At 66.5% G+C, this 22480-nt stretch carries 7 protein-coding genes; 2 read left to right on the top strand and 5 right to left on the bottom strand.

Annotated features, from left to right (window positions below; translation table 11 throughout):
• Nucleotides 1-14: 14 nt before the first annotated feature.
• A complete protein-coding gene (locus tag YQ44_RS08325; protein WP_232251175.1) occupies nucleotides 15-725 on the bottom strand; it encodes a glutathione S-transferase family protein in 711 nt (236 codons plus the stop codon).
• 206 nt (nucleotides 726-931) lie between these two features.
• Here YQ44_RS08325 and YQ44_RS08320 point away from each other — a divergent pair, with 206 nt between their 5' ends.
• On the top strand, nucleotides 932-3625 hold the full coding sequence (locus tag YQ44_RS08320) for a M1 family metallopeptidase (protein WP_071322971.1): 2694 nt from the start codon (nucleotides 932-934) through the stop codon (nucleotides 3623-3625).
• Between the two features lie 507 nt (nucleotides 3626-4132).
• On the opposite strand, the gene YQ44_RS08315 is transcribed toward YQ44_RS08320, so the two are convergent.
• Complete coding sequence (locus YQ44_RS08315; protein ID WP_071322970.1) at nucleotides 4133-5014, bottom strand: LysR substrate-binding domain-containing protein; 882 nt, start codon at nucleotides 5012-5014, stop codon at nucleotides 4133-4135.
• 110 nt (nucleotides 5015-5124) lie between these two features.
• On the opposite strand from YQ44_RS08315, the gene YQ44_RS08310 reads away from it, so the two are divergent.
• Nucleotides 5125-6021, top strand: a complete 897-nt coding sequence (locus YQ44_RS08310) for an alpha/beta fold hydrolase (RefSeq protein WP_071322969.1) — start codon at nucleotides 5125-5127, stop codon at nucleotides 6019-6021.
• A gap of 2 nt (nucleotides 6022-6023) precedes the next feature.
• On the opposite strand, the gene YQ44_RS08305 is transcribed toward YQ44_RS08310, so the two are convergent.
• Genes YQ44_RS08305 through YQ44_RS28745 form a run of 3 tightly spaced genes read right to left on the bottom strand, consistent with a single transcriptional unit; the run spans nucleotide 6024 to nucleotide 22112 of the window.
• Nucleotides 6024-7097 carry an OmpA family protein gene (locus YQ44_RS08305; RefSeq protein WP_198043891.1) on the bottom strand — a complete coding sequence of 358 codons (1074 nt, stop codon included), beginning with the start codon at nucleotides 7095-7097 and terminating at the stop codon, nucleotides 6024-6026.
• A gap of 8 nt (nucleotides 7098-7105) precedes the next feature.
• Entirely contained in the window at nucleotides 7106-10411 is a 3306-nt protein-coding gene (locus YQ44_RS08300) for a hypothetical protein (RefSeq protein WP_156894737.1), read from the bottom strand.
• 52 nt (nucleotides 10412-10463) lie between these two features.
• Nucleotides 10464-22112 (bottom strand): DUF11 domain-containing protein, encoded by an 11649-nt coding sequence (locus YQ44_RS28745; RefSeq protein WP_071322966.1) that lies wholly within the window; start codon nucleotides 22110-22112, stop codon nucleotides 10464-10466.
• Nucleotides 22113-22480: the final 368 nt, after the last annotated feature.

Genomic DNA, 22480 nt, shown 5'->3' with positions numbered 1-22480 from the left:
TGGTGGTTGAAAAATCAGGAGTGCGGCTTGCCCATTTCGACCATGCCGCGGGCGCGCGCGGAAAAAGCGGCCGTGGCTTGCGCATCGGCGTCGCTGTCGATGGGCGACGGTGGCAGCAGGATGCCGCGCTGCGCCGCCGGGCGCGCGTAGATGGCGGCCATCCAGCGCCGCAGGTGCGGCATGTCGTCGATGGCCAGGCCCGACCATTTATAGGTGCGCGCCCAGGCCCAGTTGGCGATATCGGCGATCGAATAGTCGCCCGCCAGGTATTCGTGGCTTGCCAGGTGCGTGTCGAGCACGCGCAGCAAGCGCCGGCTCTCGCCCTGGTAGCGGTCGATGGCCGGCTGGATCTTCTCGGGGAAATAGCGGTAAAACACGTTCGCCTGGCCCATCATGGGACCGACGCCGCCCATCTGGAACATCAGCCACTGCATCACGCGCGAACGCCCCTTGGCGTCCTGCGGCATCAGCCGGCCCGTCTTTTCCGCCAGGTAAACGAGGATGGCGCCCGACTCGAAGACGGCAAAATCGTCGTTCGCGCGGTCGACGATGGCCGGGATGCGGCCGTTCGGATTGATGGCCAGGAACCACGGCGCCTTTTGCTGGTGCTGCGACAGCTCCAGCACGTGCAGCGCATAGGGCAGCGCCAGTTCTTCCAGCGCCACGGAAACCTTGTGGCCGTTCGGCGTGGCGGCCGTGTACAGGTCGATCATCGGTTCGGTCATGCGTCCCCCATGAATGAAGTCAGGCGCCCATCATACCAGCGCCAGGATGCGGCGCGCCGGCCACAGTGCGTTGACTTTGCCCGGATTTCGTCTTAGATTGCTGTACGGGAACGCTGGCTTTCAGTTCCAGCGATGTCCCCCAACCGCCATGACGCTCGCAGCCTACCCGGCTGGCGGGCGTTTTACTCATGAACCTAGGGCATACCATGCATCGCACAACGACTCCGCGCTTCCGCCGCAGCCAACTGGCCGCCGCCGTCCTCGCACTGACCGCCGTCACCGCCTTCAACTCGGGCCACGCCGCTCCCGCCGCCAGGTACGCCTCGGCCAGCCACGCCAGCACGACCACCACGCAGCTGCCGCGCGGCGTCACGCCCTTGCACTATATCCTGTCGATCACGCCGGACGCCGCCGCCTCCACCTTCAAGGGCGCAGCCGCCATCAAGGTGGCCGTCGAGGCGCCGACGAGCAGCATCACCTTCAATGCCTTGAACCTGGCGTTTACCGCCGCCGCCATCGAAGGCGCGGGCGGCAGCAAGCAGGTGACGCGCAAGATCGATATCGATGCGGACAAGCAGACGGCCACCGTGCATTTCGCCGAGCCGCTGGCCAAGGGCGAGTACCTGCTGCGCATCGACTACAGCGGCAAGATCGGCACGCAGGCCACGGGCCTGTTCTCGCTCGACTACGACACCCCCGAAGGCCGCCGGCGCGCGCTGTACACGCAGTTCGAGAATTCGGACGCGCGCAGCATGCTGCCGTCGTGGGATGAGCCGGACTACAAGGCCACCTTCGCGCTGGACGTGATCGTGCCGAGCAATCAGATGGCCGTCGGCAACATGCCGATCGCCAGCAGCGAAGAGCTGGGCAATGGCACCAAGCACGTGCGCTTCGCCACCACGCCGCGCATGTCGACGTACCTGCTGTTCTTCGGCCTGGGCGACTTCGAGCGCGCCACGGCGATCTCCGACGGCACGGAAGTGGGCGTCATCACGAAGAAAGGCGCGCTGGCGCAAAGCCGCTTCGCGCTCGACGAATCGGCCGCCCTGCTGCGCGAATACAACGATTATTTCGGCGTGCGCTACCCGCTGCCCAAGCTCGACAACATCGCCGCGCCGGGGCGCAGCCAGTTCTTCGGCGCCATGGAAAACTGGGGCGCCGTGTTCACCTTCGAATACGGGCTGCTGCTCGACCCGGCCATCTCGACCCAGGCCGACAAGGAAAACATCTACACCACGCTGTCGCATGAAATGGCGCACCAGTGGTTCGGCGACCTGGTCACCATGCGCTGGTGGGACGACCTGTGGCTCAACGAAGGCTTCGCCTCGTGGATGGAGAGCCGCACCACGGAGCGTTTGCATCCGGAGTGGAACACGGCCCTGTCCAACGTGGCCGGCCGCGAATCGGCCATGAGCCAGGACGCGCTGCGCACCACGCACCCGGTGGTGCAGCGCATCGCCACCGTGGAACAGGCCAGCCAGGCCTTCGACGGCATCACCTACCAGAAGGGCGAAGCGGTGATCCGCATGCTCGAAGCCTATGTGGGCGCCGACACGTGGCGCACGGCCGTGCGCAGCTACATGCGCAAGCATGCCTACGGCAATACGGTGTCCGACGACCTGTGGCGCGAAGTCGACGCGGCCGCCGGCAAGCCGGTCAGCGCCATCGCCCACGACTTCACCCTGCAGCCGGGCGTGCCGATGATCACCGTGGGCGAAGCCGTCTGCAGGAAGGGCAGCACGCGCGTGAGCCTGACGCAGACGGAATTTTCCAAGGACCAGCCGGACAAGAAGCCGCTGTCGTGGCGCGTGCCCGTCATCGCCTCGACGGTCGGCAACGGCAAGCTGGCCAAGGTGGTGCTCAAGGATGGCAAGGCGACCCTGAACGTGCCCGGCTGCGGCGCGCTGCTGGTCAATGCTGGCCAGAGCGGCTACTACCGCACCGTGTACGCCCCGGCCAACACGCGCGCGCTGGCCGGCAGCTTCGCGCGCCTGGCGCCCATCGACCAGCTGGGCCTGCTGGCCGACAGCCAGTCGCTGGGCATGGCGGGCGTGCAAAACCCGGCCGATTTCCTGGAACTGGTGAAAGCCACGCCGCTGTCGGCCGACCCGCAGGTGCTGGGCCGCGTGGCCGGATCGCTGAACGGCCTGTATGAGCAGTATGCGGGCGACCCCGCGCGCCAGCAGGCTTTCGGCCGCTTCGCCATGGCGCGCCTGGCGCCGATGATGGCGCAGACGGGCTGGGAAGCGCGTGCCGGCGAAGCATCGAGCGTGGCGACCCTGCGCGGGCGCCTGATCGCCATCCTCGGCGACATGGGCGAGCCGGGCGTGATCGCCGAAGCGCGCCGCCGCTATGCGGCCAGCGAACAGGATCCGGCCGCCATGCCCGCGCCGTTGCGCCGCACCATCCTGGGCGTGGTGGCGCAGCATGCCGACAGCGCCACCTGGGAGCAGCTGCGCGCCAAGGCGCAGCAGGAAAAGACGCCGCTGATCAAGAACCAGCTGTACGACCTGCTCGCTTCCAGCGACGACACGGCCCTGGCGCAGCGCGCGCTGGCGCTGGCGCTGACGGATGAACCGGGCGTGACCAACAGCCCGGCCATGATCTCGCGCGTCTCGCGCACGCATCCGGAACTGGCCTTCGACTTTGCGCTGGCGCACCTGGAGCAAGTCAATGCGCGCGTCGACGCCAGCTCGCGCAGCCGCTACTTCCCGCGCCTGGCCGCCGGCTCGGCGCAACCGCAGATGATCGCCAAGCTGGAAGCGTATGCGCAGGCGAACCTGCCGGAAGGCGCGCGCGGCGACGCCGACAGCTCCGTGGCCGGCATCAAGTACCGCATCAAGGTGCGCGCCGAGCGCCTGCCGGCCGTCGATGCGTGGCTGGCGCAACAGGCGGGCTAAGGCCCCATGCCCGGCACCGCACTCCAGCGACGCCGGGCGTTTTCCCTCCCCATACGAAAATCCAGGCAAAAAAAAACCGGCTTCGCAAGTCGCGGCAGCCGGTTGAAACGCTGTTTCAGAGCGCAGGGATAAAACGGAAAACACTTGAAAAGTGGAAATCGTGCCGGTCATTGAGGTGTCCGGCAACCTTGGGCCCGGGGTTTCCGTGCGCCATGTATCCACTATGCCAGTCCTTCCCTGCAGCAGGCTTAGGACTTCATTAAATCCCCGGCCGTTTCCTGTCTTTTCCCCGCCCTGCCCTGCTTTGCTTGTCGGCGCGGCAATATTTCTTGCCGCGCCGACCTGTCTGGTGCCGATGGTTGAGCTCACCGGCTAAGCTGTTGAGTCATGCCTGCATCCTATCGCTCCCGGAGCGTAGTGATCTGCGCAACGCATGCTGTGTGCCAACAAGAACATCATAACAGCGGCATATGACCGCCCCATGACGCAGGCTAAACAATGGTGTGTTCACGCGGCATGAAACTGGTGCCGCTGCCCGGCGCCGCGCACGGCCTCGACCAGCGCCAGCACGGCGGGCGTCTTATTCCGAGGAAACGCATAAAAGCGGGCGTCCGGCAGCGCCGGCAAGCCTTCCGCCGCACCCAGGATGCGCAAGCCGTCGCGCATCTGGCTACGGGCCACCGGCGTCACGGCAAAGCCGGACTGCGCCGCCGCCAGGCAACCGGCCATGCTGGCGCTGTCAAACGCCAGCCGCCAGCGATGCTCCGCCTGGGCCAGCGCGGCAAGGGCCGCCTCGCGGTAGACGCACGGTGCGGGAAACAATGCCAATGGCAAGGCCTGCGCGGCATCGGGCAGGCGGCCGGCCGCATACGCCCACACCAGCGGTTCAGACCACAACAGCTCGCCTTCTCCTTCCGTGCGGCTGCATTGCTTGCCGAAGATGACATCGATCTGCTCGTGCGCCTGGCGCCGCAGCAGGTCGGCCGTGATGCCCACCTTCAATTCGATCGACGCTTGCGGATGCCAGCGCTGGAAGGTGTGCAGCACCTGCGGCAGCCAGGCGCCAGCGAAATCCTCCGACGCCCCCAGGACCAGCCGGCCCTGCAGCGATGCACCGCCAAGCCTGGCACGGGCCTCGCGTTCCAGGTCGACGATATTGCGCGCGTACATATACAGCAGTTCGCCGGCGGCCGTCAGTTCCAGGCTGCGCGTCGTGCGTACCAGCAATTGTTTACCGGCGCTACGTTCCAGGCGCTTGATATGGCCGCTGACGGCCGACGGCGTCAGTGCCAGGTTTTGCGCGGCCAGCGCGAAACCGCCGGCGTCCACCACTTCAAGCAGGCTGCGCAGCAGAACGATATCGAGTGTCAGTGATTCCGAGCCAGGCATGGCTGCTCCAATTCATCAAGATATGAACATAATATCGACGAATTCATCACGAATCAAATTGTTTGCTGGCGCTACGATGAAGACCTGCTCACCCTTCATCAGTAAATGCCATGCAAGACTATCAACACATCGCCACGCCGCTGCTGGACGTGGCTTACCTGGAATGGAACCCGGCCGGGCAGCGCTGCGCCGTGCTCGTGCACGGCTGGCCCGACAGTCCGGAAAGCTGGGCCGGCACGGCCACGGTACTGGCGGCCGCCGGCTACCGCGTGCTGGCGCCCGCCCTGCGCGGCTTCGCGCCCACGCGCTTCCGCCATGCGGACACGCCGCGCAGCGGCCAGCTGGCCGCGCTGGGACGCGACTTGCTCGATTTTATCGACGCCATGCGACTGGAGCAGCCCTTGCTGGTGGGACACGACTGGGGCGCGCGCGCCGTGGCCAACGCCTGCGGCTTGCGCCACGATGCGGCCTGCGGCCTGGTCATGCTGTCCGTCGGCTATGGCACGAACGATCCGCGGCAAGCGCTGTCCTACCAGCAGGCGCGCAATTACTGGTACCACTGGTTCATGGCCACGCCCCGGGGCCGGCATGCGGTCGAGCATGACCGCCACGCCTTTGCCCGCATGATGTGGGATAGCTGGTCGCCCGCCGGCTGGTATAGCGAAGCCGCTTTCGCCCGGGCCAGCCAGGCCTTCGACGGCCCCGACTGGGCCGAGGTGGTGCTGCATTCCTACCGCCACCGCTGGGCCTTTGCCGAAGGCGACCCCGCGTATGCGGCCGACGAAGCGCTGCTGCAGCCGGCGCCCGTGCTCAGCCTGCCCACCCTGGTGCTGCACGGCGCGGCCGACGCCTGCAACCAGCCGGACAGTTCGGCTGGACGCGAACGCCATTTCAGCGGCCCCTACCAGCGCGTGTTGCTCGAAGGCATAGGCCACTTCCCGCAGCGCGAAGCGCCGCAGGCCGTGGCGGGCGCCATCCTGATGTTTGTCGACGGGCAAACGCGTTAAGTTCAGTCCTTGCGCGCGCTCTTGATACCCGTCAACTCGATCTCCACCCTGCGGTTCGGCTGCAGGCAGGCGATCAGGGCCGCGCGCGGCGCCACCTTCTCGCAGGATACGAGCGGTTCCGCCTTGCCCTTGCCATATGCGCTGATGACATTGGCGATACCTTGCTCGCGCAGCAATTGCTTCACCGTCAGCGCGCGCCGCTCCGACAGGGCCTGGTTGTAGCTGTCCGTACCCAGGCGGTCCGTGTGGCCCGTCACGCTCAGGGTATCGATCTGCACATAGCCCTGCTTCAGGCGCGCCGCCAGTTCGCGGATTTTATCAATGCCCTGCGGCAGCATGTCGGCCGCACCCGCCTTGTCGAAACGGAACAGGGCATCCATGTCCAGCGTGATGCGCTCATGCTCGATGCGCGGCGGCAAAATGTCCGGCTGCGGTTCCGGCTTCGGCTTGTCGGCCGGGCACGCGGCTGCAGCGGACTGGGCGGCGGCCTGCGCATCCTCGGCCAGCTGCACGTACGGGTTCGCGTGGCGCCAGCCCTGCTGCTTGTACTCATTGCCCGCATGCACCAGCTCCACTTCGCCGCACGCCACCTTCTGCGCCGCACAGGCGAAACCGGGCGACTGGCGCAGCTGCGTAAAGCTGTGCCACAAATCGTCGCGCAAGCGCGTGGCCTCGTTCACCAGCGGCGTGGCGTCGCCGGGATTGGGCGTGCTGCCGTCTTCCAGCGCGGCAACGATCTTTGCCGATTCCTGCAGCGCCTGCAGGGGGAAGGCCGAGCGGTCGTTACGCGTGTATTCGTGGAACGACACGTCGAGCCAGCATTGCGCCTTGGACAGGTAATAATCGCCCACGCGCACGCCGCCGTCGTTGAGCTTTTTGATGCGTTCCTGCAGCACGCGGTACGCCTGCTGGTCGGCCGAGACGGCCCGGTCGCTGATGCGCAGCTCGGGCATGGCCAGCGGCGCCGCCGGCAAGGTGGGCGTGGCCGCCTGGGCCAGGCCCATGGCCAGCAGGCTGGCGAGCGGCAGCAGCATCGTCGGTATCGGGGTCAGTTTCATATTGGAGAGTTTTCGCATGGTATAGGTCATGGCCGGGCCAGGGTACGGTTGATGGTGGCGTCTTTGCCTTTGAACAGGTTTTCATCGAACTTGAAGCGCAGGCGCAGGTAGGGGCCGCGCGCCGTGTAGTCGGCGCCCGTCAGGTCGCGGTCGGAAAAGCCCGACCAGTTGTGGCCGGCCGACAGCCACAGGTTTTGCGCCAGCAGATAACCGACTTCGACGCCGTTGGCCCACTGGCGGCTGCCGCCCTGCGGACTGCCCATCACGGCCGCCAGCACGCCGATGTCCCAGTTCTTGCTGATGTCATACACGGTGCGCCCGGAAAACAGCCACGCCGTGTACTTTTCCTGCCCGACAGGCAAGTTCTTGTCGTTGTTGTGCTTGGCGGCGACCCTGCCCGTGAACCACCATGGCCGGCTGGGGTGGTAGTCGAAGTGGGTGGAAACGATATGCGCGCGGTAATTGTCGCCATCGATCTGCGACTGGTCGCGCACCGTCTTGTACTCGTAGCGGGCCAGGCCGTTGAAACGGTTGTCGTCCACGGGGCGCCAGGCAAAGCCCAGCTGTGCCCGGTCCTGCAGCACGTTGCCGACGGGCGCGCCGCTGGCGTCGTCGTTGTTGCGCGTGTACAGCAGGTAGTTGCGGGCGAGGAAAGTCCAGTCGCGGCTCAGCTTGCGCGCCCAGGCAATGGTGTTGAGCCATTGATCCTGGCGCTGGTCGCCCGGCGCGATCTCGCTGTCGAACAGGCGCCGGTATTCGAGCTTGACGGAGGCGCGCCACAGCGGATTGGCCGAGTAGTCGAAGCCCGCCGCCACGGCCACGGCTTGCTGTTGCTGGCCGTTCATGACTTTCAGGTATTCGATATTCGTGTTTGCCGCCAGCCCTTCGCCCAGGTTCCACGTGTTGCGCAAGCCGGACGCCAGCTGCAGGTCGCGCTGATTGCTGAGGCTGTAATCCATGGCGTCGCGCATGCGGTACTCGCCAAACACGGTGCCGCCTGGCATGTAACCGGTGTCCGCGCCGGCGACGAAGCTGGTGCTGCGGTCGGCCGGATTGAGCGAGTAGGCGGACGCCAGTCCCGTCTGGTTTTCATAGCGCGCGTACAGGCGGCTGCGTTCGGCCAGCTGGTATTGCGCGCCCAGGCCATAGCGGTGCTGGTCCGTGTCGGAGACGCTTTTTTCCACGTCGCCATTCAGGGTCCAGCGCTCGGTGGCCTTGTATTGCACGCCCAGGCGCACGGTGGTGGCGTCCAGCGGCACCGTCGTGCCCGTGCCCGCGCCGGGATTGATCGGCGCAAACGTGGTGATGCTGCCGCCCGTCACGGGGTCGATGGCCGTGTTCGCCGTACCGTTGCCGAAGAAGCCGCCCGTGGGATTGAGGCCCGTGCCCAGCGGCGACGTATTCGGCGCGATGCCGGCCGTCGACGGCATGCCGCCGCTCTCCTTCATGTGCTGGACGGACACGTCGAGCAGCCAGCGTTCGCTGGCGTTCCACGCCACGCCCAGGCGTTGCGCATCGCGGCGCGCGTCCGTGCTGCGCTCGTCGCTGCGGATGGCCTCGCCATACACGGTGACGGCGGGACTGAGCTTGTAGCCAGCCTTCACGCCCGCCTCGCCCCGCCCGCCCGTGATGCCGGCCGCCGTATTGTTGAAGTCCCGGTCCGAGCGGCTCCAGTACGCTTTCGCTTCCAGCTTCTCATCCTTGTGCTGCAGCTCGACCCGCGCCGCATTGCCGCTCACTTCATCGCGCAGCTCGCCCGCCTGGCCCGACGGCGTCGTGTAGATATTGCCGCCCGCACTGTAGCTGGTGGACGTGGTGCGCGCCACCTCGATTACCAGCAGGCTGTGCTCACCGAAGCGCAGGCCCGCGTTGACGCTGTGCAATTTGTACGGCGACAAGGGGTTCCTGTCTTCCACGGCCGAGCCGCCAAGCGAGACCATCTTGCCCAACTGCACCTGCCCATCGACGCCCAGGGTCCAGAATTTCTCGCCGCCCTGGTCCACCTCATAGCTGACGCGTATCGATTGCGGATCGCCATTCGGCGTCAGTGCGGGGATCGCCTGCTTGAACAGGATGCGCCCGCTGAACGGTTCGAAACTGTAATCCTCGAAACGGCGCAGCTGCGTCACCTGCACGATATTGCCGTTCTGGTTCTTGTCGCGCACGACGATCTCGATCTTTTCCGAGTTTTCGATGGCGTTGTTGTTGCGCACGGCAAACGGTCCCGAGGTGCCGTTCGCGCGGTATTCCTCGACCACCTGCTTCAGGCTATCGTTGATGGCGAAGGCATTGGCGACGATGCCATCGTGTTCGTAATGGCCGCGCCCGCCCGTGGCCGTGCGGTTGTACTGGCCCAATTTTCTCTGCTGCAAGTTGGCCACGGCGCCGCCGCCCGTCATCTGGCTGAAGCCGTCGCCGGTGGCAAAGTCGCCGTACAGCACATAGCTTTTCTGCTTGTCGATGCGCACGTACAGGCGGTCGCTGGAGCGGGCGTCGAAGTTGCGCACGGAACTGTCCCCGTACACGGGATAAAACTCTTCCGGATTGACATCGCGCAAGAGCCGCGCGCGCGTATCCTTGTCCGAATCGTAGGCGGCCGTCAGCAAGGCGTCGCCACGTATCGTGCCTTTCAGGAACATGGCCGCGCGGCCCGCGACGTTGGCCTTGCCATTGTTGAAGGCGCGGCTCCAGCGCACGATGTCGCGTTCGAAACCGTCATTGAAGCGCGACGGCGCAATGTCGCTGCTCGACAGGCTGCGCTTGCTGATGATGCCGTCGATCAAACCCACGGCCAGCATGTCGCGCAGTTCCGGCAGGAAACTGATGGTGCCCTGCGCCGCCACGCTGCCGGCCGACACGCGCAGCAGCACGTCCTGCGGCGTGGCAGGGGCCAGCAGGCTGAAGCTCGCTTCGCCGTTCTCCACCGTCAGCTGGGTGCCGGGCGTGACCCTGTCGACATCGCGCCGCTCGGGGCCCAGCTCGTCCGTACGCGCGCCGGGCAGCAGGATGCGCCCGCCGCTGGCCTCGATGGTGAGCAAGGCCGTGCCCGCCAGGGGCTTGCCGTGCTCGTCGTACAGCCTGACCGTCACCGTGACGGGACTCTGGCCATCGGCCGGCACGTCGTTGCGGTCCGTCTCGACGGCGATGCGCGCCACGCCGCGGTTGAGCGCATAGTCGGTGCCACCCACCTTGCCGGCAAGGAAGGATGGCGCCGCCACGGCGGAGCCTGCCGCATTGTCCGGCAAGGGCAGCTGCGCGTGGCCGAACGCCGGGAAGGCCAGCAGGGCCAGCGCGGCGGCCATGCGCCGGGGCGCGGGGAGGGTTCTCTTCATGGCCTGTTTCTCTTTAGCAGCATTGGCAAGCGGCAAGTGATGGGAAAGATGCTTATGGCGCATGGCTGCCTCCCGTGGCTGGCGTGGCGGCGGGGGCGCGCGGCGCGACGACGGGCTGGTTCGCGCTGTCCGTCGCCTGCGCCGGGGCGGCGGCGGGCTGGCTGCTGAAACTCAGACCCCCTCCTCCCTTGCCGCCCTCCCTTTCCACGCTGCGCACCTCGCCCTGCGCGCGGCGCGCCTTGACTTGCTCGAGCACGGGATTCGAGCACGAGCCCTCGATGAAGTCGGCGCGCAGCAGCTCGCCATTCTTGGTATCGAGGAACAGGCTGTGCGGGTCGCCCAGGTTGCGGTTCGACGCTTCCATCATGCGGCTGGCGCGCGGCAGCGTTGCGCCATCGACCTTGATGACATGGCTGTTCGGCGTGATGCCGCAATAGCTGTACTTGCCTTCCACATCCGTGGTGAAGTTCGTGCCATCTTCCATGTACAGGCGCACGCCCGGAATGCCCAGCTCCTCGGCGTCCTGCACGTGATTGTTGTTGCAATCGACAAACACCTTGCCGGCGATGCATGCATCCGTCGTGAACACGCCGCCCGTCACCTTGACTTTCGCGCGCGCCTCGTTCGAGGGCGGGCCGTTGGTGGTCGATGCCTGGGCGCGGTTGATGCCGTCGCCCTGCAGCGAGCCGACGCCCACGCGCAGGCGGTAGCGGAAGCTGGCGCTGGCGTTCGGCGCCAGCGACTCGAGCTTGAAGCTCAGGTGCGGACCCGGCTTGCCGCCCGGGTCGGGCTGCACCACATTGTTGCGCGTGGTGGTGCCGTCGATGTAGCGGAAGCCAGCCGGCAGCTTATCGAGCACGCTGACGCCGAACGCCGTCGCCACGCCCGTGTTCTTCACCTCGATCGTGTATTGCAGGCTGTCGCCGATCTCGGCCTGGGTCTTGTTGACGCTCTTGCTGATCAACAACATCGGCTTGTCCGTCGTATTGAACACCACGGGCGTAAAGCTCGGCGGCGTGGCGCCTGGCGTGGCCGGCAGCAGCAAGGTGTCGGCCGAGCTGGCCAGGGCCAGCACGCTGACAGGCGCCACCGGCGTGTTGCCGCCGTCCGTGCCGCTATAGCTGTGGCCGATATTGCGGCCACCCGTTTCCGTGCCCAGCATGGTGCTCGCATATACCTGGTTCAGCTGCGGCACGGTGGGAATCGCCGCCACGCTGCCAAAGTCGACCAGCACCGTGAAGACGATGTTGCAGCTTTCCTGCGGCTGCAAGTCACCCTTGCCGTTCAACAAGCCATAGACGGTGGCGCCGTTGAAGTCGGCATTCGCGACGCAGGCCGTGGCACTGGCGGGCCGGGCCGTGACAGCCAGGCTGCCCGGCTTGAAGGTGACGCTGGTGGCCGTGGGGAAGACCGCCTTCAGGTTTTCCGCCACCTGCACCATGGTCGAGGTCGGGTAACCGGCAGGATAGCGGTTGGCCGCCTGCACGGTGTAGCTGATCTCGAACTTGCTGGCGTCGACCTGCTGTTGCGCCGACACCGCCTTGATGACGTCCACCACCTGCCGCAGCAAGACCACGGGCGTGGGCGTGTCTTCGCCCGTGAAAGCGACGCCGCCGACGGTGTCCGAAGCGTTGCCGTTGCGGTTGGGGTCGACTTTTTCCACCAGCGCGGCCACTTCGGCCGCCGTCGCCACCACGCCCGCATGGCTGCCGCCATTGTTGGAGGCGTCAAACACGAGGCTGCCCACGGGCGGAGTATAGACGGGATTGGCGGCGATGACGCCGGCGGCCGGAGCCGGCGGCACGCTGATGCTGCCGCCCGCATTGGCGACATTGCCAGCCAGTGCGCTGGCAAACACGCTGTTGTTGTACTGCGGCAAGGTCACATCCTGCACCGTGATTTCCACGGTGAAGGTGATGACGCTGAACTCGCCCTCGCCCAGGGCCGCGTCGCCGCTGAGCAGACGCAGGTCGCTGCCGCCGCAACCGCCGCCGAAGCCGGGGTTGACGGCCAGCTGCCTGCTGCCGCCAATGGCGGGCGCAGCAGGTGGCGTGGCGATGCGGCACGTCACCGGTTCGGGGAAGGCGGCGCGCAGGCTGTCGAGCGCCTGCACATTCTGCGCCGCGCCCTTGCCCACGTTCCTGAGCACCACCGTGTACGGCACGCTGAAGACCTTGGCCGACAGCTGGGTCACCTTGCCCACGCCCAGCGCCGCGCCGACGGCGGGATTGGCCACTTCCGTGACGGCCGTGCAGTCGGCTGCTTGCGCGCAACGCGGCAGATCCGTGCCGGTCGGCACGATGGTATTGCTCAGTGTGCCGCTGGCGGCCACTTTCGCGCTCACCGTGACGGCGGCCACGGCATTGGGCGCCAGGCCGGCCGGCACCGTGCACACCAGCTTGTTCGCCGCCAGCGGCGCGCAAGTGGTGGGCGCGGCGGGCGTGACGACGATCTCGGCCAGACTGGCGGCCAGGTCGTCCGTCAGGGTGATGGCCGCCGTGGTGGCACCGCTGCCGCCGTTGGTGGCGGTAATCGTCCAGCTGACGGTATCGCCGATGCTGGCATTGGCCTTGTCCGCCACTTTCTTCACCATCACGCTGGGACTGGTGACATTGGTGCTGGTCTGGCAATCGGCCGGCGCCAGGCACAGCGGCGCATCGGGACCCGACGGCACGACGCGGTTGAGCGCCGTGCCGGCCTGGGTGACGGTGGCCGACACTTCCACGCTGGCCTCGCCGCCATTGCCGATCAGGCCGGCCTGCACGCTGCAATTGAGCACATTACCGGCCACTGGTGCGCAGGTGGCGCGCAGCGGCGTCACTTGCACATTCGTCAAACCGGGCGGCAAGGTGTCGACCAGGGTCATCGCCGCACGCGTGGGACCGCTGCCCGTGTTGCTGGCCGTGATGGTCCACACGACGGTGTCGCCCACGTTCGCCGCCGCGCGGTTGACGCTTTTGCGCACCGCCACCTTGGGTCCCGTCAGCACGATGCTGGACTCGCAATTGCTCGCCTGCGCGCAGGCTGGATTATCGGATCCGCTAGGCATGACGCGGTTCGACAGCGTTCCTTCCAGCAAGCCCGTGGCCGTCACGCGCACGCTGCGCGTGCCATTGCCGATAGCCAATTGACCTGCGGCAATGCTGCAGCTTTGCACGCTGTTCGCCACCCAGCTCGCCAGCGGCGGGCACGTCACGCCGGCATCGGCACTGACCGCCAGCACCGTCAGGTTCGGCGGCAGGATATCCGCCAGGGTCACCACGCCCTGGTTGGCCACGCCGCCGCTGTTGACGGCGGTAATCGTCCAGATGATGCTGTCGCCCACGTTGGCGCTGCCGAGATTGGCCGTCTTGCTGACGCGAATCACGGGGCCAGGCATGGTCACCGTGGCCGTGTTCGGCAAGTCGTACTGCACTTCCGTCGAGCTGGTGGCGATGATGCTGACGATGGTCGAGACATTGCTGGCCGGCTGGATATACGACAGGCCAAAGCTGTGCAGCTCGCCGGGCGCCAGCGTCGTTGGCAAGCCCGTCACCGTCAGCATGCCGCTGACGGCGTCATAGCTGCCGGCCGCGCCGCTCAGGGTCACGCCCATCAGGCCCTGCGCCAGTTTCAGGCTGTATGTCACGTTCTCGGCCGTGCCTGGACCCACATTGCTGTAGCTGACGATGCCGTTGATCTGGTCGCCGGCGCTGGTGATGCCGGGAAAACCGTTCAGGGTGGTCGTCACGTCGACCAGCAGCTTGATGGCCGTGGTGCTGGTGGTGCAGTCCGCCGGCTGCACGCAGACAGGATTGTCCGGGCCGCTTGGCAACACCGTGTTCTGCAGCACGCCGGCCACGCTGGCCGTGGCGCGCAGCACCACTTGCGCCTGTCCGCCCGGCGCCAGGCCGGCCGTCACGCTGCACGTGACGATATTGCCGGCCACGGGCGCGCAAGTGGCCAGTTGCGTCGACAGCACTTGCACGCCGCTGACCCCGGCTGGCAGGTTATCGGTCAGCACGATGGCGGACTTGGTCGCGCCCGTGCCGCCATTGCTGGCGGTAATGGTCCAGGTCAGCAAGTCGCCCACGCTGACATTGCTCTTGTCGACGCTCTTGCGCACCGTCACCTGCGGCGCAACCAGCGTCGTCGTGGCCTGGCAGGCGCTGGCCGTATCGCAGGCGGGATTGTCGCCACCGCTGGGCACGACACGGTTCGACAGGTTGCCGCCCAATGAACCCCGGCCCGTGATGACGACCTTGCGGCTGCCATTCGTGGCCGCTAATTGACCTACCGCAATCGTGCAGGCCTGCACGCTGCCCGCCGTCCAGTTGGCGGCCGGCGGGCAGCTCACGCCCGCATCGGGCGTCACGCTGAGCACGACGATATTGGCCGGCAGCACATCGCTGACGACGACCGGGTTTTGATTCGGCAAGTTGCCCGTATTCGTCGCCGTTATGGTCCAGGTCAGGATATCGCCCACGGCCGCGTTCACCTTGTCGACCGTCTTGCTGGCGCGGATCACGGGGCCAGGCAAGTTCGTCGTCGCCGTGTTCGGCAAGTCGTTGGCGATTTCCGTGGAACTGGTGCCCACCACGCTGGTGATGCGCGAACTGTTGCTGGCCGGCTGGGTGTAGAACAGGTTGAAGCTGGCGCTTTGCCCGCTGATCAGGGTGGCCGGCAAGCCGCTCAGCACATACAGGCCCGTGCCGCTGTTGTAGACGCCGCTGATGCCGGGCGCGCCGCTGACGGGGCTGACGGAGACGCCGCTCAAGCCCGCTTCCAGTTGCAGGCTGTAGGTCACCGTTTCCGCCACGCCCGGCCCCACGTTGGCAAACGTCACCACGCCACGGATGGCGTCGCCCGCATTGCTGCTGGCAGGGAACCCGTTGAGGGTGGTGGTCACATCGACCAGCAGTTTCGACACCACCGTGGTGGTCTGGCAATCGCCGGGGACGGCGCAGACGGGGTTGTCCGCTCCGCCCGGCACGAGCGCATTGACGAGGCTGCCCGACACGGTGGCCGTGGCGCTCAGCTTGACGGTGGCGCTGGCGCCGGCGGCCAGGCCGGCCGGCACGCTGCAGCTGACGACACTGCCCGCCGGCGCGGCGCAGGTGACGGGCGCCGTCGGCGTGACCAGCACATTCGCCAGGCCCGCAGGCAGGGTATCGCTCAGGGTGGCGATGGCCGTGCTCGGTCCCGTGCCGGTATTGCGCAAGGTCAAGGTCCACGTCAGGGTATCGCCCACATTGGCCGCCGTCTTGTCGACGCTCTTGCTGGCGTTCAGCAAGGGCGAACTGACGGTGCTGGTGGTGCTGCAGTCGCCCGCCTGCAGGCAGGCCGGGTTATCCGTGCCGCTGGCGCTGACGCCATTGACGAGGCTGCCTGCGACGACGGCGCGCGCCGTCACTTGCAGCGTGGCATTGGCGCCGCCGGCCAGGCCGGCCGGCACGCTGCACGTGAGCACATTGCCAGCCAGCGGCGCGCAGGTGACGGGCGCGGCGGGCGTGACGACGATATTCGCCAGGCCGGCCGGCAAGGTGTCGGTGATGGTGGCGACGGCCGTGCTGGCGCCCGTGCCGCTGTTGGCCAGGGTGACCGTCCACGTCAGGCTGTCGCCGATGTTCAAGGCCAGCTTGTCGACGCTCTTGCTCAGCGCCAGGCTGGGGCTGGTGATGGTGGTCTGCGTCTGGCAGCTGTTGGCCTGGAAGCAGGCTGGATTGTCCGGGCCGCTCGGCATGACCTGGTTGGCCAGGGTGCCGCCCGCACTGGCCTTGCCGGTCAGCACGATCTGGCGCTGGCCATTGCCTGCCGCCAGCTGGCCGATGGCCACGCTGCAGCTCTGGCTGCTGTTGGCCACCCAGCTGGCCAGCGGCGGACACGTGACGCCGCTGTCGGGCGCCACATTCGTCACGACGATATTGGCTGGCAGCAAGTCCGTCAAGATGACGGCGCCCTGGTTGGCCAGGCTGCCCGTGTTGCTGGCCGTAATCGTCCAGATAATTTCCTCGCCGACATTTGCCACGGCCTTGTTGGCCGTCTTGCTGACGCGGATGATGGAGCCCGGCATGGTGACGGTGGCCACGTTCGGCTGGTCGTTCGGCACTTCCGTCGATGTCGTGGCGATGCGGCTGACCACGGTCGACAGGTTGCTGGCCGGCTGGATATAGCTGAGCTGGAAGCTGAAGCCCTGCCCCAGCGCCAGGGTGGCCGGCACGCCGCTGAAGGTCACCAGGCCGGAACCCGCGTTGTAGCTGCCCGCCACGCCGCTGATGTTGACGCCGGTCAGGCCGGGCGCCAGCTGCAGGCTGTACGTCACGCCTTCGGCGGGACCGGGGCCGATATTGCTGAAATTGACCGTGCCGGTAATCGTGTCGCCCGCATGCGTGCTGCCGGGGAAGCCGTTCAGGGTGGTGGTAACGTCGACCAGCAGCTTCACGGCCGTGCTGGTCGTGCTGCAATCGCCGGGTTGCGGGCAGACGGGATTGTCGGGGCCGCTCGGCACGACGGTATTGACGTAGGCGCCGGCCGCATTGGCCACGCCCTTGACGACGATATTCAGCGTGGCACCCGCCGCCATGCCGGCAGGAATGGAACAGACAAGCTGATTGCCGCTGGGCACCGCGCACGTGGCGGGCGACGCGGGCAGCACTTGCCACAGGGTCAGGTTGGCCGGCAAGGTATCGGTCAGGGTGAGCACGCCCATGGTCGCACCCGTGCCCGTATTGGCCACGGCGAGCGTCCACGTCAGCGCGTCGCCCACGTTGATATTGCTCTTGTCGACAGTCTTATGCACGGCCACTTGCGGGCTGAGGATGGTGGTGGTGGTCTGGCAGGAAGCGGCCTGGGCGCAGGCGGGATTGTCTGGCCCGCTCGGCAAGACCTTGTTGCCCAGGCTGCCACCGGCCGTGCCCCTGGCCGTGATGACGATGCTGCGGCTGCCATTCACGGCAGCCAGCTGGCCTGCCGCGACGGTACATGCCTGGGCGCTGTTGGCCAGCCAGCTGGCCAGCGGCGGACAGCTGACGCCCGCGCCCGGCGCGACGGACAGCACGGCCACGTTGGCGGGCAGGATGTCGGTCAGGGTCACCACGCCCAGGTTGGCCAGGCTGCCCGTATTCGTCGCCGTGATGGTCCACGTGATCGTCTCGCCCACGTTGGCCGTGGACTTGTCGGCCAGTTTGGTCACGCGGATGATGGGGCCGGGCACGGTTGCCGTGGCCGTGTTCGGCAAGTGGTTCGCCACTTCCACGGACGTGGTGGCGATGGTCGACGTCACCATCGACAGGTTGTCGGCCGGCTGCGTGTAGCTGACGTTAAAGCTGGTGCTCTGGCCATTCGCCAGGGTCACGGGCAAGCCGCTGAGGGTGACGACGCCCGTGGCGGGATTGTAGCTGCCGACGGCGCCCGTCAGGGTGACGTTGCTCAGGCCCGGCGTCAGCTGCAGGGTGTAGCTCACGCCTTCGGCCGGGCCCGGTCCCACGTTGGCGTAGGTGACGGTGCCGGAGATCGTGTCGCCCGCCAGGGTATTCGGCGGGAAATTGTTCAGGGTGGTGGTGACGTCGACGAGCAGCTTGACCACCGTCGTGGTGGTGCCGCAATCGCCGGGCAGCACGCAGGCTGGATTGTCGGGACCGGACGGCAGCACGCTGTTGACGGCGGAGCCGGCCAGCGTGGCCGTGGCGCTGACGATGACCTTCGCCGAGGCGCCGGGAGCCAGGCCGGCCGGCACGCTGCAGGTCAGGTTCTGGCCCGCCACTGGCGCGCAGCTGGCGGGTGCCTGCGGGCTGACGACGACATTCGCCAGGCCGGCCGGCAAGGTGTCGGCCAGCGTGACGAGGCCCGTGCTGGCGCCCGTGCCGCTATTACTCACCGTCAAGGTCCACGTGATCGTGTCGCCCACGTTGACGCTGGCCTTGTCGACGGTCTTCTTCACCGTCACGTTCGGGCTGGTGACGGTGGTCGTCGTCTGGCAATCGCCCGGCGTGGCGCAGGCAGGATTGTCGACGCCGCCCGGCACGAGGCTGTTGGCCACCGTGCCGGACGCATTCGCCACAGCCTTGATGATCACCGTCGCCTGCATGCCGCTGGCCAGGCCAGGGGGCACGGTGCAGGTCAGCGTGGTGCCGGCGGGCACGCCGCAACTGGCGGGCGCCACGGGCAGGATCTGCAGCGCGCCCACGTTTGCCGGCAAGGTATCGGTCAGCGTGATCGGACCATTCGTCGGGCCGCTGCCGCTGTTGATGGCTTTCAGGGTCCAGGTGATGGTATCGCCCAGATTGACGGTGGTCCTGTCGACGCCTTTCGTCACGGCCACGCTGGGACTGGTCACCGTGCTGGTGGTGGCGCAGGCGGCTGGCGTGGCGCAGGCAGGGTTGTCGGCGCCCGAAGGCACGACGCTGTTGGCGTAGGTACCCGCCACGGCAGGCTGGCCCGTGACGGTGAAACCGGCGACGCCGCCGTTCGCGGCCAGGCCGGCCGGCACCGTGCACGTGAGGATATTGCCCACCGGTGCGGCGCAGGTGGCGCTGCCGACCAGCGCCACGTTTATGCCCGTCAGGTTGGCCGGCAGCGTATCGGTCAGGGTGATGGGCGCCGTGCTGACGCCGTCGCCGCTATTGGTCGCCGTGACGCTCCAGGTCAGGGTGGCGCCGATATTGATCGTGGCATGGTCGACGCTCTTCTGCACGGCCACTTTCGGGCTGGTGATGCTGGTCACCGTGCTGCAATTTTCGGCCGTGGCGCAGGCCGGATTGTCTGTCCCGCTCGGCATGATGCGGTTGGCCAGGCTGCCGCCCGCCGTCGCATGCGCCGTGATGGTGACGCTGCGGCTGCCGTTGATGGCCGCCAGCTGGCCGGCGGCCACGGTGCAGGTCTGGGTGCTCGACGCCACCCAGCTGGCCAGCGGCGGGCACGTCACGCCCGGCGCGGCCACCACGTTCGTCACCACCAGGTTGGGCGGCAACAGATCGGCCAGGGCAACCACGCCCTGGTTGGCGATATTGCCCGTATTGCTGGCCGTGATCGTCCACGTGATGTTCTCGCCCACGTTGGCCGTCAGCTTGTCGGCCACCTTGGTGACGCGCACGTTCGGCCCCGGTACCATGACGGTGGCCATATTCGGCAAGTCGTTGGCCACCTCGACCGAAGTGGTGGCGATCACGCTGGTGACGAAGGAGCTGTTCGAGGCCGGTTGCGTGTAGCTGAGGCTAAAGGTCACGCCCTGCCCTGCCGCCAGGTTCGGGGGCAGGCCCGAGAGGACGATGAAGCCCGTGCCCGCGTTGTACACGCCCGTCACGCCGCCGACGGAGACGCCCGTCAACCCTGGCGGCAATTGCAGCGTGTACGTCAGGTTCTCGGCCGTGCCTGGCCCCACGTTGCGGTAGGTGACGCTGCCGTTGATGGCGTCGCCGGCATTCGTCGAACCGGGAAAGCCGTTCAAGGTGGTGGTCACGTCGACCAGCGGCTTTTGCACGGTGGTGGTGGTCTGGCAGGCGCCGGGCGTGACGCAGCTGGCGCCATTGCCGCCCGACGGCGTCACGCTGTTGACGAAACTGCCGGCGACCGTCGGCGCGGCGCTGATGCCGACCTGGGCGCTGGCGCCAGGCGCCAGGCCGGCCGGCACGCTGCAAACGAGGGTGTTGCCGGCCAGCGGCGCGCAGGTGACGGGCGCCGTGGGCGTGACGACGATGCTGGCCAGGTTGGCCGGCAGGGTGTCGGTCAGGGTCAGCGCGGCCGTCGTGGCGCCCGTGCCGGTATTGCTGGCCGTCACAGTCCACTGCACGGTCTCGCCCACGTAGGCGCTGGTCCTGTCGACGCTCTTTTGCACGCGCACGAGCGGGCTGACGATGCCCAGCGTGTCGCTGTCGACGTTATTTGCGGGAATCGGATCGAGCGTCGTCGAACCGGCCGTCGTCGTGATCGTCAGGCTGCCGCTGGCGGGCAGATTGAAGGTCGCGCTGCAATTGATGCGCGAACCGGGAATGAACGGCGACACGGGCGCGCTGCAGGTGGCGGTGGCGCCGGCCGGCAAGCCGCTCATCACGCAGGTGGGCGCGGCCGGGTTGTCGGGACCGTTATTCGTGCACACGCCCGTGACCGTCACGGGGGACCCGGCATTGTAGGGGCCGGCGGGCACCGTGGTGACGGCTTGCATGTCCGCCTGCAGGCGCCGGTTGCTGATGGTGCAGGTGACGGGCGCTTCGGGCATGGTGAAGTTGCCCGTGGTGGCCGCGCCGGCGCCGATGACGGCGGCCGTATCCGTGCGCACGCAGCTGTAGCTGCTCTGGTACTGCGCCAGGATGGTGGCCGTGCCCGCGCTTTCCGCGAACGTCACGAGATTGCCCACGCGCACGACGGCGCTGGCCGTGGCGCCATTGCCACCCTGCACGCCAGCCGTGCCGTTGGCATTCATGATGAACAGGCCGCTGTCGCCGGTGGGCGCCAGCGCCTTGACCACCGTCAAGGTATTCGTTTTGACCGTGGCCGTGGTGCTGCTGCTGTTGTTGCTCAGGTCCGTGTCCGTTTCGTTGGGCGAGACGGTCACATTGGCCGTATTCACGATGCTGGCGGCGTCGCCCGGCGTGGCCGTGATCGTCACCGTAAGGTAGGAACCCGTGGTGGGATCGCTGACGGCCGCATTCAGGGGCAGGTTGCCCATGGTGATGCTGACGTTGTTGCTGCCCGAGCCCGACGTTTTCGTGCCGCAGGAAGCGCTGCCGCTGGCGGCGCACGTCCAGCTGACGTTGCTCAAGCTGGCGGGCAGCACGTCGCTGAAAGTGGCGCCCGTGCTGAGGGCCGGGCCGCGGTTCCACACCTTCATGGTATAGCTCAATGGCTTGCCGACGGAGAACTGCGCCGGGCCCACCTTGCCGACGGCCAGGTCGGTCTTGCTGTTGGTGCAGCTGGCATACGAACTGGCCAGGCTGGGATCGCGCAATTGCGCCGCGGGGATAATTTCCGTCACATTGTCGGGACGCGTCCAGCGCATGTGCAGGTAATTGATGCCGCCCACGTTATTCCACAGCACGCGGGCCAGATAACAGCCGCCCGGCGTGGCGCTATTGAAATTACCGGCCAGATTCTGGAAATCCGTTTCATTATTCGAATATTCGGCCACGCTGCCCACGGCCACGTTGTACACGGTATTGCGGTAATTGGTCGAATACTGGGTCGAAAAATCGACTTTCACGTCATCGTCGTGCGCGACGCTGAATTTGTAATTGCCCGCCTGCGGAAACACCACCAGGGTGTACATGGCACGGCCCATGATCCAGGCCCGGCAGGACGCCGACGTCTGCTGCGTATCGAGGTTGCACAACTGCGCTGGATTGGCGGCCGTGCCGTTGGCCCAGTCCAGCTGCGGCGAAGACCCCGTGCGGGCCGCGTTGACGCCAGGATTGGCGGCCAGCGCCATCAGGCTGGCCAGGCGGCCCGTGCTGCCCGCGTTGAAACCGTTGTTGTAATTGGGCGTGGCCGGATTGGCCGGCACCCGCTCGATGCCGCGGTAGTCCTCCCACAACACCTGCGCAGTGGCGGGCGCGGCGGCGCCCAGCAGCGCGGCGGCCAGCGCCAGCAGCGGCGCAACAGGAGACGCAGGAGACGGCGAACGGCGGACGCGGCGCCCAATCGCGGCGAACGCCCGGGCGATGCGCGCGGCCGATGAAGAGACTGTATGGCGGCCGGAATGGCCTGCCGTTTCCTGTGGTGTTTTTATCATGTTGTTCGCTAAAAAATCTATCTCTGCAAGACAAAGATGCATATAAAAATGACATTTAATTGTCATGATCATATGACCAAGTAACAGTTCAAGCGTACGTCAACAGTGATTTTTTTGTTTTCAATAAGGAAATTAAATTATTTCGTTGATATTTCACAACACATTGATCGAATTAACCGTGTAGTGCTGACGCCATTCTTTTTCTACTTCATACTGGCCAGCTCGACATAATATTTAACTTATCATTTACCTAATGATGAGAAACTATCAAATACATAGCTTGTTTTTTCAAAGAAATTATTATTGTTAATTAATAATAATTATTTTCAATAATCTCCATTTCAATTCAGGCATGGCCGGCAGTTAAT

Source organism: Janthinobacterium sp. 1_2014MBL_MicDiv, assembly GCF_001865675.1.
Taxonomy (GTDB): Bacteria; Pseudomonadota; Gammaproteobacteria; order Burkholderiales; family Burkholderiaceae_D; genus Janthinobacterium.
Note: the sequence above shows the minus strand (reverse complement) of the source record. Positions and strands in the feature narration are given on the sequence as shown.

Bases quoted from the DNA above. Each gene is read 5' to 3' on its own strand.
- YQ44_RS08325 (WP_232251175.1), bottom strand. From the start codon at position 725: ATGACCGAACCGATGATCGACCTGTACACGGCCGCCACGCCGAACGGC.
- YQ44_RS08320 (WP_071322971.1), top strand. From the start codon at position 932: ATGCATCGCACAACGACTCCGCGCTTCCGCCGCAGCCAACTGGCCGCC.
- YQ44_RS08315 (WP_071322970.1), bottom strand. From the start codon at position 5,014: ATGCCTGGCTCGGAATCACTGACACTCGATATCGTTCTGCTGCGCAGC.
- YQ44_RS08310 (WP_071322969.1), top strand. From the start codon at position 5,125: ATGCAAGACTATCAACACATCGCCACGCCGCTGCTGGACGTGGCTTAC.
- YQ44_RS08305 (WP_198043891.1), bottom strand. From the start codon at position 7,097: ATGCGAAAACTCTCCAATATGAAACTGACCCCGATACCGACGATGCTG.
- YQ44_RS08300 (WP_156894737.1), bottom strand. From the start codon at position 10,411: ATGAAGAGAACCCTCCCCGCGCCCCGGCGCATGGCCGCCGCGCTGGCC.
- YQ44_RS28745 (WP_071322966.1), bottom strand. From the start codon at position 22,112: ATGATAAAAACACCACAGGAAACGGCAGGCCATTCCGGCCGCCATACA.